This is a genomic window from Acidovorax sp. sic0104, assembly GCF_019219095.1.
GTDB lineage: Bacteria > Pseudomonadota > Gammaproteobacteria > Burkholderiales > Burkholderiaceae_C > Acidovorax.
Genome location: NZ_JAHUWH010000013.1, coordinates 56,331 through 69,493, shown reverse-complemented (window position 1 = coordinate 69,493; position 13,163 = coordinate 56,331). Strand labels below are relative to the sequence as shown.

Annotated in this window: 12 protein-coding genes; 2 read left to right on the top strand and 10 right to left on the bottom strand. The window is 67.7% G+C overall.

Going from position 1 to position 13,163, the window contains the following annotated elements; genetic code table 11:
* Positions 1–129: 129 nt before the first annotated feature.
* Positions 130–1,275 carry a hypothetical protein gene (locus KW835_RS19480; protein WP_218385467.1) on the bottom strand — a complete coding sequence of 382 codons (1,146 nt, stop codon included), beginning with the start codon at positions 1,273–1,275 and terminating at the stop codon, positions 130–132.
* 40 nt (positions 1,276–1,315) lie between these two features.
* A complete protein-coding gene (locus KW835_RS19475) occupies positions 1,316–2,698 on the bottom strand; it encodes a hypothetical protein (RefSeq protein WP_218385465.1) in 1,383 nt (460 codons plus the stop codon).
* A gap of 357 nt (positions 2,699–3,055) precedes the next feature.
* Between KW835_RS19475 and KW835_RS19470 the strand changes: the two genes are divergently transcribed.
* Positions 3,056–3,421 (top strand): hypothetical protein, encoded by a 366-nt coding sequence (locus tag KW835_RS19470; protein WP_218385464.1) that lies wholly within the window; start codon positions 3,056–3,058, stop codon positions 3,419–3,421.
* A gap of 92 nt (positions 3,422–3,513) precedes the next feature.
* Here KW835_RS19470 and KW835_RS19465 read toward each other — a convergent pair whose 3' ends face one another.
* On the bottom strand, positions 3,514–4,479 hold the full coding sequence (locus KW835_RS19465) for a GlxA family transcriptional regulator (RefSeq protein WP_218385617.1): 966 nt from the start codon (positions 4,477–4,479) through the stop codon (positions 3,514–3,516).
* Positions 4,480–4,653: 174 nt separating this feature from the next.
* On the opposite strand from KW835_RS19465, the gene KW835_RS19460 reads away from it, so the two are divergent.
* Positions 4,654–5,292, top strand: a complete 639-nt coding sequence (locus KW835_RS19460; RefSeq protein WP_218385463.1) for a cysteine hydrolase family protein — start codon at positions 4,654–4,656, stop codon at positions 5,290–5,292.
* Between the two features lie 95 nt (positions 5,293–5,387).
* Here KW835_RS19460 and folK read toward each other — a convergent pair whose 3' ends face one another.
* From folK to xylB, 7 genes are all read right to left on the bottom strand, one after another.
* Positions 5,388–5,861: a 2-amino-4-hydroxy-6-hydroxymethyldihydropteridine diphosphokinase gene (folK, locus tag KW835_RS19455; RefSeq protein ID WP_218385461.1), complete on the bottom strand. Its 474-nt coding sequence runs from the start codon at positions 5,859–5,861 to the stop codon at positions 5,388–5,390.
* The gene (gene pcnB / locus KW835_RS19450; protein ID WP_218385460.1) at positions 5,854–7,476 is read right to left on the bottom strand and encodes a polynucleotide adenylyltransferase PcnB; all 1,623 of its coding nucleotides are present in this window, start codon (positions 7,474–7,476) and stop codon (positions 5,854–5,856) included. The genes folK and pcnB overlap by 8 nt, the downstream gene beginning before the upstream one ends.
* Before the next feature lie 42 nt (positions 7,477–7,518).
* The gene (locus KW835_RS19445; protein ID WP_218385458.1) at positions 7,519–8,244 is read right to left on the bottom strand and encodes an HAD family phosphatase; all 726 of its coding nucleotides are present in this window, start codon (positions 8,242–8,244) and stop codon (positions 7,519–7,521) included.
* Positions 8,245–8,277: 33 nt separating this feature from the next.
* Entirely contained in the window at positions 8,278–8,976 is a 699-nt protein-coding gene (hda, locus tag KW835_RS19440) for a DnaA regulatory inactivator Hda (protein WP_218385615.1), read from the bottom strand.
* Positions 8,977–9,320: 344 nt separating this feature from the next.
* Complete coding sequence (locus tag KW835_RS19435) at positions 9,321–10,328, bottom strand: Gfo/Idh/MocA family protein (RefSeq protein WP_218385457.1); 1,008 nt, start codon at positions 10,326–10,328, stop codon at positions 9,321–9,323.
* A gap of 32 nt (positions 10,329–10,360) precedes the next feature.
* Positions 10,361–11,677 carry a xylose isomerase gene (gene xylA, locus KW835_RS19430; RefSeq protein WP_218385455.1) on the bottom strand — a complete coding sequence of 439 codons (1,317 nt, stop codon included), beginning with the start codon at positions 11,675–11,677 and terminating at the stop codon, positions 10,361–10,363.
* 21 nt (positions 11,678–11,698) lie between these two features.
* Complete coding sequence (xylB, locus tag KW835_RS19425; RefSeq protein ID WP_218385453.1) at positions 11,699–13,147, bottom strand: xylulokinase; 1,449 nt, start codon at positions 13,145–13,147, stop codon at positions 11,699–11,701.
* Positions 13,148–13,163 lie beyond the last annotated feature (16 nt).

Below are 13,163 nucleotides of genomic sequence, written 5' to 3'. Positions count from 1 at the left end.
ACTTCGATCTCCACCGGCCTCTGGCGCTTTCCCAGAAAGCGCTTGTTGCTATCATTAATATAGCATTTCATTCAACGGAGACGGACCGCCCACACCGACGGCCCCCATCCTTGCGCCAGGGGCCGCAGGCTATGCTTGAGCGGCAAGCCACGCGCCATCCTGGCCGGGCGTTGTCCACAACGTACGGCGGCAATACCTGCGCAGCAGGTCGATCACCGTGTCGACCTGATCGAGGGGCAGTTGCAGGTGCAAGGCGCCGCCTCCAGGTCCCTGGGTGAGCAGATTCAGGGTGTACGCGCCGTTGTATTCGTAGCAGTGCACTTGCGCGACTTCCGACCCGCAGTCCAGCAGCGGCGCATGGCACATGGCGATGCCGTACAAGTTGCCTGCTTCAGAGAAGCGCATGGATGCCAGGTCCGCCTCCAGCGCATCGACGATGCGCATGTATTCGGGGAGATAGCTGTGCCAGAGCCGCTGGCTCCACTTCTCGCGGATCTCGGCATAGCCCAGGGTGGCTTTGGCCTCGCCGCCGTACTCGCCTCGGAGGTCCAGCCCCCGCAGGCGCTGCGCCAGTTCCAGGGGCGATTCGCCATGGCGACTGGGCAGTGCGGGAGCTTCGAGCAGCTCATAGGCACTCATGCATCTGTCCGTGTCCGCCTCGGACTTGAGCAGCGCGGTCAGCAGGCTGTCGCCGTCGCGGGTATAGCCCGCCTTCAACTGCCAAGGCAGGCTCTCCCCTGCTTTGATCAGGTCGCTCTGGGATGCGCCCTCCACCACGAACTGCACCAGCGCCTCGACGCTATCAAAGGTGCGCGTCTTCTTCTGAATCTGCGCAACCACCTTGTGCGGTAAATAGACCTCGGTGGCCAGATCGCTGCCCACGCTCAGGTAACTGCCGCTGAGGTGCTTCTTGCAGAACTTGCGCAGTTGCTCGTAAAAGTCGTCGGCCACCCAGCGGCCTTCCTGCGTGAACTTGAAGCGGATGGCCTGCCCTGCATGCAGGAACTCCAGCACCATCTTGCCGCCGACGCTCCCTTCGGCTCGCGCGTTTTCGGGGGCGAACTCTCCCTGGGTGGCCTGTGCGAATTCCTGGAGCACCCCCACGTAGTCGGCCGCCTCGGCGATGCACTTCGGGTCCAGCTCGCAGATCCGCTCGGGAACCATGTGATGGAAGATCTGGCCCAGGTGGGCGCCGTCCCAGTCCTTGGGCAGGGGCTGAAAGGCGATGCCAGCTTTCTTGAAGATGGCGGCAATGGTTTGGGACGTTTTGGTCATCAAAAACAGTCTCTCTGCTTACTCTGGAAAGCGCTTTGCGCTACGTTTTGCATAGCGTTTCGTCAATGGCCCAGGTGATTGCCAGCGGCGCCAGCCGTGCCCTGCTGCCTTCCGGCGAGAGGTCGCCGATGTCGCGGTAATAGGCCAGATAGGCCGGCAGGAAGGCCTGCTCGAACGCAGTGGGCGCGCTGGCAGTGGCGATGTCGATGGTGAAGCACCCGTCGAACTTGCGGTCCGGCACGTCATCGCCCTGTTGGTACGCGCCTTTGCAGGTGTCGCCCAACAACCGGCCCAGCTCCAGCGCGGCACAGCGGATCGCACGGTTGGGGCAAGCATCCTGGATGCGCAGGCGGTAACCGTGTTTGCCCTTGACGGTGGAGCGCGTCTGGCTGACTTCGACGACCGGGCTCGCATCCGTCTGGAGCAAAGCGGGGCTCAGCACATCGCCGGGCTGCCACAGCACCACCGCGTTGTCCGCCAGCAGCGTCTTGCGCTTGAGCTGCAGATAGTTCTGCCCCGCCAGGAAACCGCCTTGGAACGTGATGATCCAGGTATCGGACCACTCCATCTCCTGCACCGTGGCGTTGACACCGTCGAGCGGCAGGGCGATCAGGCTCTGTCGCTCCCGATCATGGTCGATCGCCGCATAGATGCGTTGCGTGTCGTGCCACAGCAGCAGCTTGGCCTGCCCCACGTCCAGGGGCTCGGCGAAGCGATGGAGCGTCTGCGGCGACGGGTCTTGGCCTTGCGGCGCCAGCCGGTGCATGCCCTCGGCATCCACCCACAGGTTGCTGCCATCCGGCAATGCGCAGACCCCCAGGATCGCGCCCGCGACGGGCAGGAGGCCGCGGGCCTGCAGGCTGCGCAGGTCGAAGAGCTGGTACGTGGAGGGGGCGTTGCCCGTGCGCAGAAAAGCCAGTGCGTCCGTGAAGTGCGCCAGTTCCTGTCGCCCCGCTCCGTGCCTTTGCAAGGTGTAGCGGGCGTGGAGTTCGCCATCCGGGCGATAGATCTCCGAGTATTCGCTTTCGGGATATGTGTAGGTGTCGGTCATCACGATGGCGGCACGGCCGAAGTGCTTGGGGCCCAGCCGTTGGGGTAGCGATGCCAGGCGTTCGCCATTCCAATCGTGCAGGATGACGAGGCGTTCATTGCGCGGGGACGCCGCGCAATAGGCATCCGAGCCCCCCAGCAGCACGCCGTGAAGGTGCCATTCCTTGTCGCCATGTCGGACGATGGTCGGCGGGCCCTCGGCGTAGTGCACGCGGGCAGCAACGCCCGGCGCGCTGAAGCGCAGGAAGGTTGGCTCCGGGGGCACCAGCCGTGCGTGGCCGTTGCAGATCAGCGCCGCCGATTCTTCGGTGCCGATGAACATCGCATCGCCGCGCTGCTCGAAAGTGAAGTTGCCGACGATGTTGATCAACATGGTTTTCCGTGCCGGGCACGCCCATCAAAGCAATCTTCTCCCTCCAGGCAGCTCCGCAGGGGCTCTCGCGTCAAGGTTTGCGTCAAGGTTCGCGTCAAGAAAAACTTCTCCTCATGACGTCCTGGCTGCAAGGGACACTTTTGCAGTCGGCCAGGACCCAGGAAATATACGGAGAATGGCGCCCGTTCCAGGCGTTTGCCGGTGGACAAGTTGTCAGCCGCCAAACTGCCTTGCGCTTGCAAAAAGGCGGCTCCTGCAACGCCGCGACCCTGGCCCTTCCAAGAACCTGTTGGAAGGGGCCGCACACATCACCATGAATAGAAACGAACGACGGGCCCTGCTCACCTGGACGCCGGCGTGCTCGACGTGGACGCACCTTGGGACGACAGCTCGCGGGTGCTGCACCGCATCTGCCAGGGCAACAACCGCTATGTGCCCGAGCTGATCCGCCTGTCGCGCGACGTGCATGCCCCCGAAGCCGGCGACCCGCTGCGCACGCCGCTGTGGATGGCCGTCGTCTCCTGCAGCGACCTTGCCGTAGGTGCACTGCTGGCCTGCGGTGCCGACCCGTCCACACCGGCCTCGTACGGCCAGCCCCTCCTGGACCTGGCACGGAACGCTCAGAAGATGAAGAAGCACAAGAACCTGCGCGGCCAGGTCGACCGCATCGTCACCATGCTGGAGACGGGCGGCGCCTGGCCGCAGGCCGCGTGTTCCGCATGAGCGGTGGCGGTACCGGTCAGCAAGACCCTGCAACTGCAACTGAGCGATCTTTTGAACCCGGCCCGACTCCACCCCGTCGATAGCATCCGCCGCTACCCAGTGCTGCGAAACTGCTGCCTGTACGCCGACGGCGCAATGCCCAGCGTGGCCGCGAAGTGCTGCCGCAGGGATACGGCCGAGCCGAAGCCGGCCTCGATGGCCACAGCCTCGACGGATTGGTCGCCACCCTCCAGCAGTTGCTGCGCGAGCGCGACGCGCTGGTTCTGCAGCCACTGGCCCACCGTGGTGCCGGTGACCTGGCGAAAGCGCCGCGTGAAGGTGCGCGGGCTCATCACCGCGCGCTCGGCCAGCGACTGCAGCGTATGGGTCTCGTGCAGGTGCTCGCCCAGCCACTGCAGCAGCGGGGCCAGGCGGTCGCCGCGCACCGATGGGGCCACGGGCTTCTCGATGTACTGTGCCTGGCCGCCCTGGCGGTGGGGCGCCACCACCATGCGGCGCGCGGCACGGTTGGCGGCCTCGGCGCCATGCTGCTGGCGCAGCAGGTGCAGGCAGCAGTCGATGCCCGCAGCCGTACCGGCCGACGTGAGCACCGTGCCATCCTCCACGTACAGCACCTCGGGGCGCGGCACGACCCGCGGATAGCGCCGCGCGAACTCCTGCGCCAGCGCCCAGTGCGTGGTCGCTGCGCGGCCATCGAGCAGCCCCGCTTCGGCCAGCACGAAGGCGCCCAGGCACAGGCCCACGATGCGCGCGCCCCGGCCGTGCGCGGCCCGCAGCGCAGCGAGCAGCGCGGCCGGCGCGGGCGCCAGATCGTCGCGCCAGGACGGCACCACGACCACCTGCGCGCGCCGCAGCGCCGCCAGGCCGTGCTCCACGTCGATGCCGAAGCCGGCCGAGGTGCGCAGCCGCCCGGGCTGCACGCCGCACACCACCACCCGGTAGCGGTGCGCGCCCTTGTCCGTGCGGTCCTCGCCGAAGACCAGGCACGGCACCGACAGGTGAAAGGGGCTGATGCCGTCGAAAGCCACGACCGCCACGGTGCCCGGCGCGGGAGGCATTGCAGCGGGGGTTGCGGTGGGCCTTCCTGGGGCTGGGGTAGCGGTTTGCATGATGGCTTGATTTTATCGATCAGTGGCAATCAGGCCACTTTCGGCCCACGCGCGCAGCACGAACAATCACCCCATCCATTTCAACCCGCACCCGTTCCTCCATCCAACTTCAAGGCCCCATCCATGACTGCAGCCCCCTCCACCCCCCGCCGCGCCCTGATCGTCATCGACGTGCAGAACGAATACTTCGAAGGCGGCAATCTGCCCATTGAATTCCCGCCCGTGGCCGACACGCTGCCCCGCATCACCCAGGCCATGGACACTGCCCGCGCTGCCGGTGTGCCGGTGATCGTGGTGCAGCACACCGCCCCACCCGGCGCCCCCGTGTTCGACAAGGCGACCGAGCGCTGGCAGTTGCACCCCGAAGTGGCGCGGCGCCCCGCAGACCACCGCATCGAAAAGAGCCTCGCGAGCGCCTTCACCCACACCGGCCTGGCCCAATGGCTGGCCGAGCGCGGCATCGACACGCTGACGGTGGTGGGCTACATGACGCACAACTGCGATGCCAGCACCATCTACGAAGCGTCGCACCGCGGGCTGGCGGTGGAGTTCCTGGCCGATGCGACCGGTGCCCTGCCTTACACCAATGCAGCGGGCAGCGCGAGCGCCGAAGAGATCCACCGGGTGTTCAGCGTGGTGTTCCACAGCAACTTTGCCGCCGCGGTGTCCACGGCCGACTGGGTTGCCGCAGTGCAGGCCGGACAACCGCTGGCCAAGGACAACGTGTACGCATCGAACCTGCGCGCTCGGCAGGCCGCCTGATTGCGCCCAGACCGCACTATTTACAGTGAATTCGGGCCACAGCGCTTACCCACAAAGCGCCGGCAGCTACTGAATAAATAGCAAATCGATGGTCGCTACCAGGCCTGGTCCAGGCGCTCGATGTGCTGGCTGCGCACCGCGTCCAGCCAGGCGGGCTCGACCAGCCCCGGTGCGATCTCGGCCAGGGGCACAAGGACGAAGGCCCGCTCCCGCATGCGTGGGTGGGGCACCGTGAGCGTGGGTGTGCTGATGGCCAGGTCGCCGCAGAGCAGGATGTCCAGGTCCAGCGTACGTGGTGCGTTGCGATAGGGGCGTTCACGCCCGGCCGTTGCTTCGATGGCCTGCAGCGCTGCCAGCAACTCCTCGGGCGCAAGAGTCGATCGCAGCGCTACGACGGCGTTGTGGAAGTCGGGCCCGGCGGCGTCCACGGGTGCGCTGCGGTACAGCGCCGAGCACTGCAGCACCTGCGCGCCCGGCAGGGCCTCCATGGCCTGCACGGCGCCGCGCAACGCCGCAGGGGCGTCGCCCAGGTTGGCACCCAGGCCGATGTAGGCAAGGAATTCAGGCATCCGTGGCGGGGCCGGGGCCGGAGCCCGCGCTGTCACCCCCACCGCCACCCGGCTTGCGGCGACGCCGGCGGCGCTTCTTGGGCGCGGCGGCTGCGTCGCCCGAGAATTCGGCCGCATCCTCGCCTGGGTCGGCAGCGTTCGCAGCACCATCTTCGCGCGGCGTGGCAGCAGACGCAGACGCAGGCACCGGCGCAGGGCGCGGCACCCGCTTGACCACGGGCTGCTGCGCCTTCTGGCGAGCCCGCTGCTCTTCCTTGGCCTGATCCATCAGGTCTTCGCGGCGCTCGTCGTCAGCGCCCTGGAAGTCCTGCCACCACTCGGCCAGGGCTTCGTCCACCTCGCCCACATCGGCGCGCAGGCGCAAGAAGTCGAAGCCCGCACGGAAGCGTGGCTGTATCACCATGCCAAACGGCGTGCTGCCCACACGCTTTTCAAAGCGGGGCTGCATGACCCAGATCTCGCGCATGTCGGCGGCCAGCTTGCCACGGCCCGACACATCGCCGATGCGCTTGTCGAACACGTCGTCAATGGCATCCTGCAGCGCGGGCAGAGGGTGCTGGCGCTGGGCCAGGCGCTCCGTCCAGCTCTTGCGCACGTCTTCCCACAGCACGCAGGCGAGCAAAAAGCTGGGGGCCACAGGCTTGCCCTCGTTGACGCGGCGGTCCGTGTCGAGCAACGCGGCCTTCACGAACGGGGTGTCCGCACGCTCCACCGCCACATCCAGCAGCGGGTAGATGCCCTTGGCCAGGCCCAGCTTGCGCAGTTGCTCGACGCTGGCGATCGAGTGCCCGGTCTGCAGCAGCTTGAGCATCTCGTCGAACATGCGGCTTTGCGGCACGTCGGCCAGCAGGGCCTGCGACTGCACCAGGGGCGCCACGGTCTTGGCGTCGATGGTGAAGCCCAGGCCGCTGAGCTTGGCGGCAAAGCGCACGGCGCGGATGATGCGCACCGGGTCTTCGCGGTAGCGCGTGGCCGGGTCCCCGATCATGCGCAAGGTCTTCTTCTTCGCGTCCTGGATGCCCTTGTGGTAATCCACCACAACCTGGGAAACGGGGTCGTAGTACATCGCGTTCACGGTGAAGTCCCGGCGCGTGGCGTCTTCGTCCTGCGGGCCCCAGACGTTGTCGCGCAGCACGCGGCCGGAAGCATCCACCGCATGCTGCATGCCCGCCAGCGCTGCCTTGGAGGTCTTTTCATTGCCGCTGACCTGCCCTGCCGCGCTGTTGTCCAGGTATGCGCGGAACGTGGAGACTTCGATCACCTCATGCTCACGGCCCCGGCCATGCACGACGTGCACGATGCGAAAGCGCTTGCCGATGATGAAGGCGCGGCGGAACAGCCCCTTGACCTGCTCGGGCGTGGCGTTGGTGGCGACGTCAAAGTCCTTGGGCCGCAGGCCCAGCAGCAGGTCGCGCACGGCGCCCCCCACGATGTAAGCCTCGTAGCCGGCCTGCTTGAGCGTGGCCACCACATCGGCGGCACGGCGGTCCACCAGTTCGGGATTGATGCCGTGCACGGCGGCGGACACCTCTTCGCGCTTGCCGAAATGCGGCTTGCCGCCCGAGGTGCCGGGGGTCGATTTGCCCAGCAGTTTGTCGATGAACTTCTTGATCATGGGTGCGAGTGAAGCAAAAGGTCTGGCGCCAGGGCGCGGGGGTCAGGACGCGGGGTCCTCGTGGGCTTCAGTCTGGGAGAACAGGTCCAGTATGCGCCAGCCGCGCTCCTGGGCCATCGCGCGCAGGCGCGGGTCGGGGTTGGTCGCCACGGGACGGTCCACCTTTTCGAGCAGGGGCACGTCGTTCATGGAGTCGCTGTAGAAAGTGCTGTCCACGTCCGCCCAGGCCAGCCCGCGCTCCGCCAGCCATGCCTCCATGCGGCGAACCTTGCCCTCGCGCATGGTGGGCACGCCTTCGATCTCGCCGGTATACCAGTGGGTGAGCGGGTCGCGGGCCAGTTGCACGGCCAGCAGCGCATCATCGGCCACGCCCAGCGCCTGGGCGATGGGGCGCGTCACGAACTCATTGGTGGCGGTCACGATGAGCACGGTGTCGCCCGCATCCTGGTGCTGGCGGATGAGGTCAAGCGCCTGGGGCTTGATCGCCGGGCCGATCACGTCACGCATGAACTGCGCATGGGCGGCCGCCGAGGCCTCGGGCCCGCGCAGGCGCACGGCTTCGGTCGCAAAGCGCACGTAGTCGTGCACATTGAGCGTGCCGGCCTGGTAGTGGGCGTAGAACTCGCCGTTGCGGCGCGCGAACTCCACCGGGTCGTTCCAGCCGATGCGGATGGTGAATTCGCCCCATTCATAGTCGGAGTCGAGCGGGAGCAGCGTGTGGTCGAGATCGAACAGCGCAAGCCGCAGGCGGCGGGTATCAGAGGTCATTCAGGTTCACAAAAGGCAAAGAAGGGCGCCTCGTCATTCCGACTCGAGCATGGTCTTGAGCAAGGGTATGGTGATGGCCCGCTGGGTGCGCAGCGCAAAGGCATCAAGCTGGTCGAGCAGCAGCATCAGGCTGCCCAGGTCGCGCGAGAAGCGATTGAGCATGTAGTCCATCACGTCGTCGCCCAGAAACACGCCCCGCGCATCGGCCTCCTGGCGCAGCACCGAACGGCGCTCGGCCTCGCCCAGCAGCTGCAGCTGGAATACATGGCCCCAGCCCAGGCGGCTGCGCAGGTCGTCGCGCAGAGGCAGGTCGGCCGGAGGCAGGTTGCCGGCGGCCAGCACCCAGCGCTGGCTGCCGCTGGCAGGGCTGATCGCATTCACGAACCAGTTGAAGGCGGTGGCCTGCTGGGCGGTGTCGTACAGGTGCACGTCGTCCATGACGATGGCGGCCCAGCCCTCGTCGAAATCCGGGGGCTCGGCCACCGACGGGTCCAGCCAGCCGACGCTCGCGCCCTGCTCCTTGAGGGATTGGCGCACGGCCTTGAGCAGGTGGGTCTTGCCGCTACCGGGCTCGCCCCAGAGGTAGGTGGGCACCGGCGAGCGGGTGGCCTGGCTGCTGCCGTCGCCCGCTGCCAGGCGCAGATGCTGGAGGGCCGCCTCATTGGGGCCGGCAAAGAAACGCGCCAGGGTGGGCCCCGTGGCCAGGCCGATGTCCAGCGCCAGTTGCTTCATCATGCGCAGCCCTCCGCACGGCGCGGCTGGCGCTTGGCGAGGGGTGCGGGAGCGGCGGACAGGGAAGGAATCAGCAGCGGCATCACATGTGGGTGGGAAGGCGCCTGGCCGTAGGTGACTGCGGCGGCACGCGGCGGCAAAGTGGCTTGGGGCGCATTGTCGGGGCACCCTTCTCTTGCGAAGAGGCCGAACGACATCAAGCGATTTTAGACTGCCCCACAGGCCGTGCGGCCCGGCCCGGTGCGGGCGACCCGCCGCCGAGCCCTCGTCGCCCGCCCGCACATCGCCAACCGGCACCCGCCTGGCGCGGGAGCGATGCCGTGCGGCCGCTCGACACCGCGTCGTCAGGCCACAGCTTCCCAGCGGCCGGTGCGCTCGGACCGCCACAGGGCGTCTATCACCCGCGCCTGCGCCACCGCATCTTCCACGCCGGCGCCTTGCGGGCCGTGCCCTGCGTCGCGCACCCGCCGGGAAAAGTCCTCCACCTGCAGCCGGTACTGGTCGGCCGCAGGCAGGGTTTCGACCGTGACGCTGCTGCCGTCGAGCCGGCCCCCCTCATCCAGCGCCAGGTGCATGGGCTCGCCCCGGGCCGCATTGAAGGGTATGAACAGCTCGATGCGGCCCAGGGTGCCCACCACCTGCACCCGCTGGAAACGCACGCTCTGGGTCGAGACGGTGAAGTTCAGCTGCCGACCGGCGCCGAAATCCAGCAGGGCGCTGGTGAGCCGGTCGGTGCCCATGCGCGGGTCGCGATCCACGAGCGAGACGGCGCGCAGCGGCTCGGCCTCGAACAGATAGCGCCCCGCCAGCACGGCATAGCAGCCGATGTCGTACAGCGCCCCGCCGCCGATGCCGGGCTGGTTGCGGATATTGCCCGGGTCGTCGTTGAAGTACGAGAAGAACACCTGCACCGCCTGCAGCTCGCCGATGCGCCCGGCCCGCACCAGCTCACGGGCGCGCCGCCACTGCGGATGGTGGCGCACCATGAAGGCCTCTTCGATCAGGACCTGGGCGGATGCAGCCCGCAGGGTCTCGGCTTCGGCGGCGCTGAGCGCCACCGGTTTCTCGCACAGCACGTGCTTGCCCGCTGCGGCTGCCTGCAAGGTCAGAGGCACATGCAGGTGGTTGGGCAGCGGGTTGTAGATGGCTTCGATCTGCGGGTCGGCCAGAAGCGCTTCATAGCTTCCATAGGCCTGAGCGATGCCCAGGGTCCGCGCCGCCTCCTGCGCGGCCGGCAAGGAGCGCGAGGCAATCGCCCGCACCTCGACCAGCGGGCTGGACTGCATCGCAGGGATCACCTGCTGCAGGCCGATCCTGGCGGTGCTCAACACACCCCATGCGACGGGTTTCATGTTCTCTCCAACGAATGGCGGCCAGAGGCGGATCACAGGTAGCTGTTGAGCAGGTTTTCCAGAAGCTCCTGCCGCCCCGACGCGGGGCGCGTGTCGCGGTTGCGCTCCAGTGCCCGCTCTGCCACCTGGCCAAGCCCCAGCCGGCCGGCCAGCAGGTCCTGGCCGAACTCGCCGCCCCAGCCAGCATAGCGCGCATCGACATGGCGGGCCAGGCGCCCGTCGGCGAGCATCTTCTCGGCCACCAGCAGCGCACGCGCGGACACATCCATGCCGCCGATGTGTCCGTGGAACATGTCTTCGGCGTCAATCGACTGGCGCCGCACCTTGGCGTCGAAGTTCAGCCCTCCCGTGGTGAAGCCGCCGGCCTGCAGGATCAGGTACAGCGCCAGCGCGGTCTCGGGCACGCTGTTCGGGAACTGGTCGGTGTCCCAGCCGCACTGCATGTCGCCGCGGTTCATGTCGATGGAGCCGAAGATGCCCAGGTCGATGGCGGTGGCGATCTCGTGCTCGAAGCTGTGGCCCGACAGCGTCGCGTGGTTGGCTTCGATATTGACCTTGACCTCCTTGTCTAGGCCGTAGCGCGCCAGAAAGCCATAGACCGTGGCGGTGTCGAAGTCGTACTGGTGCTTGGTGGGCTCCCGCGGCTTGGGCTCGATCAGGATCGTGCCCTTGAAGCCGATCTTGTGCTTGTACTCCACCACCATGTTCAGAAAGCGCCCCAGCTGGTCCAGCTCCTGCCCGACGCGGGTGTTGAGCAGGGTTTCGTAGCCTTCGCGGCCGCCCCAGAGCACGTAGTTCTCACCGCCGAGCTTGAGCGTCGCGTCCATCGCCTCTTTCACCTGGAGCGCGGCCAGTGCGAATATCTCGGGATCGGGGTTGGTGGCCGCGCCCGACATGAAGCGGCGGTGGCTGAACAGATTGGCCGTGCCCCATAGCAGCTTCATGCCGGTGGCAGCCTGCTTGGCCTGCAGCACGTCGATCATTTCGTGCAGGTGGTTCACGCTCTCGCGGGGCGTGCTGCCTTCGGGCGCCACGTCCCGGTCATGGAAGCAGTAATACGGAGCGCCCAGACGGGCGAAGAAGTCGAACGCTGCATCGGCCTTCAGGCGCGCAGCGGCCATGGGGTTGGCCACCTGCTGCCAGGGGCGCTCGAAGGTGCCGTCGTAACCGAACGGGTCGAACCCGTTCCAGCAGAAGCTGTGCCAATAGCACACCGCAAAGCGCAGGTGGTCTTCCATGCGCTTGCCCAGCACAAGGCGGTCCTTGTCGTACCACTTGAAGGCCAGCGGGTTGGTGGACTGCGGCCCTTCGTAGGCGATGGGGGCCATTTCGGAAAAGTAAGTGCTCATGAAGGTTCTCGGCGAGGGACATCAGGACCTGCGGTACAGGCTGCGAAAAAGGGCATGGCGCGGCGCGAGCAACACGCGCTCGCCGGCGTCGGGCTGGTAGACGGTGTCGATGGGCGGTGGCAGGCAGATGGACTCCATCGAGGCACCCGTACTCAGCGCCGCAAGGCGGGCCGCGCCCAGAGCACCGCCGACGGCCGAATCGCCGTGCGTGGCGATCTCCACGTTCAGCGCGCTGGCCAGCATCTGCGCCCAGAAGGCGCTGCGCGCACCGCCGCCCACCAGCGAAAGGCGGTGCACCTGGCTGCCTGCGGCGTGCAGCGCGGTCAGGCCATCCAGCAGGCCAAAGCTCACGCCCTCCATCACCGCATAGCCCAGGCGCGCGGCGTCGGTGTCGAAGTCCAGGCCGTGAAAGCTGCCACGCACCTGGGCGTCGTTGTGGGGGGTCCGCTCACCGCTCAGGTAGGGCAGGAACAGCGGCGCCGCTGCGCGGTCTCTGGCGCTCAATGCCTGCGCGCGCGCCGCAATCTCTCCCGCGTGCGCGGACCCGAGCAGTTGGGCGACCCATTGCAGCGCGCTGGCGGCCGCAAGCATCACGCTCATCTGGTGCCAGCGGCCCGGCACGGCGTGGCAGAACGCATGCGTGGCACTGGCGGGGTTGGGCTGATAGGTGGGTGTGACGACGAACAGCACGCCGCTGGTGCCCAGCGAGAGAAAGCCCTGGCCGCGCGCTACTGCGCCCATGCCCACGGCGCTGGCTGCGTTGTCACCCGCACCGCCCGCCACCAGCGTGCCGGCTGGCAGGCCCAGCGCCTGCGCCACATCGGCGCGCAATGTGCCGCTGGCGGCACTGCCCTCCACCAGGCGCGGCATGTGCCGGCGGGCAAGTCCGGTCAGCGCGAGCAATTCATCCGACCAGTCGCGGCGCTGCACGTCCAGCCACAGCGTGCCGCTCGCATCCGACATGTCGCTCACATGCTCGCCCGTCAGCATCAAGCGAACGTGGTCCTTGGGCAGCAGCACCTTGTGCACGCGCCGGAACACCTCGGGCTCGTGGCGCGCCACCCAGCGCAGCTTGGGGGCGGTGAAGCCCGGCATGGCCAGGCTGCCGCCCAGGGCGCTCAGGGCCGGCAGCTCGCGCATCATGGCTGCGCACTCGTCGGCGCTGCGGGTGTCATTCCACAGGATGGCGGGGCGCAGCACGCGGTCGTGTGCGTCCAGCAGCACGGCACCGTGCATCTGTCCCGACAGGCCGATGCCCTGGGTGGCCGCGTATTCGCGGGGGTGCGCGGCCCGCAGGCCGGCCAGTGCCGCCAGGGTGGCGGCCCACCAGTCGGCTGGATCCTGCTCGCTGTGGCCCGGGTGTGGGCGCGACACCGACAGGGCCGCGCCCGAAGACCCGACGACACGCTGGTCCGGGGCGAGCAACAGAGCCTTGACTTCCGAGGTGCCGATGTCGATGCCGATATACATGGATGATGGATGGAAA

What these genes read in the sequence shown, in the direction of transcription:
- xylB (WP_218385453.1), bottom strand. Translation starts at nt 13,147, where the DNA reads ATGTATATCGGCATCGACATCGGCACCTCGGAAGTCAAGGCTCTGTTG.
- KW835_RS19445 (WP_218385458.1), bottom strand. Translation starts at nt 8,244, where the DNA reads ATGACCTCTGATACCCGCCGCCTGCGGCTTGCGCTGTTCGATCTCGAC.
- KW835_RS19465 (WP_218385617.1), bottom strand. Translation starts at nt 4,479, where the DNA reads ATGCCTCCCGCGCCGGGCACCGTGGCGGTCGTGGCTTTCGACGGCATC.
- KW835_RS19460 (WP_218385463.1), top strand. Translation starts at nt 4,654, where the DNA reads ATGACTGCAGCCCCCTCCACCCCCCGCCGCGCCCTGATCGTCATCGAC.
- folK (WP_218385461.1), bottom strand. Translation starts at nt 5,861, where the DNA reads ATGCCTGAATTCCTTGCCTACATCGGCCTGGGTGCCAACCTGGGCGAC.
- KW835_RS19480 (WP_218385467.1), bottom strand. Translation starts at nt 1,275, where the DNA reads ATGACCAAAACGTCCCAAACCATTGCCGCCATCTTCAAGAAAGCTGGC.
- pcnB (WP_218385460.1), bottom strand. Translation starts at nt 7,476, where the DNA reads ATGATCAAGAAGTTCATCGACAAACTGCTGGGCAAATCGACCCCCGGC.
- KW835_RS19435 (WP_218385457.1), bottom strand. Translation starts at nt 10,328, where the DNA reads ATGAAACCCGTCGCATGGGGTGTGTTGAGCACCGCCAGGATCGGCCTG.
- KW835_RS19475 (WP_218385465.1), bottom strand. Translation starts at nt 2,698, where the DNA reads ATGTTGATCAACATCGTCGGCAACTTCACTTTCGAGCAGCGCGGCGAT.
- hda (WP_218385615.1), bottom strand. Translation starts at nt 8,976, where the DNA reads ATGAAGCAACTGGCGCTGGACATCGGCCTGGCCACGGGGCCCACCCTG.
- xylA (WP_218385455.1), bottom strand. Translation starts at nt 11,677, where the DNA reads ATGAGCACTTACTTTTCCGAAATGGCCCCCATCGCCTACGAAGGGCCG.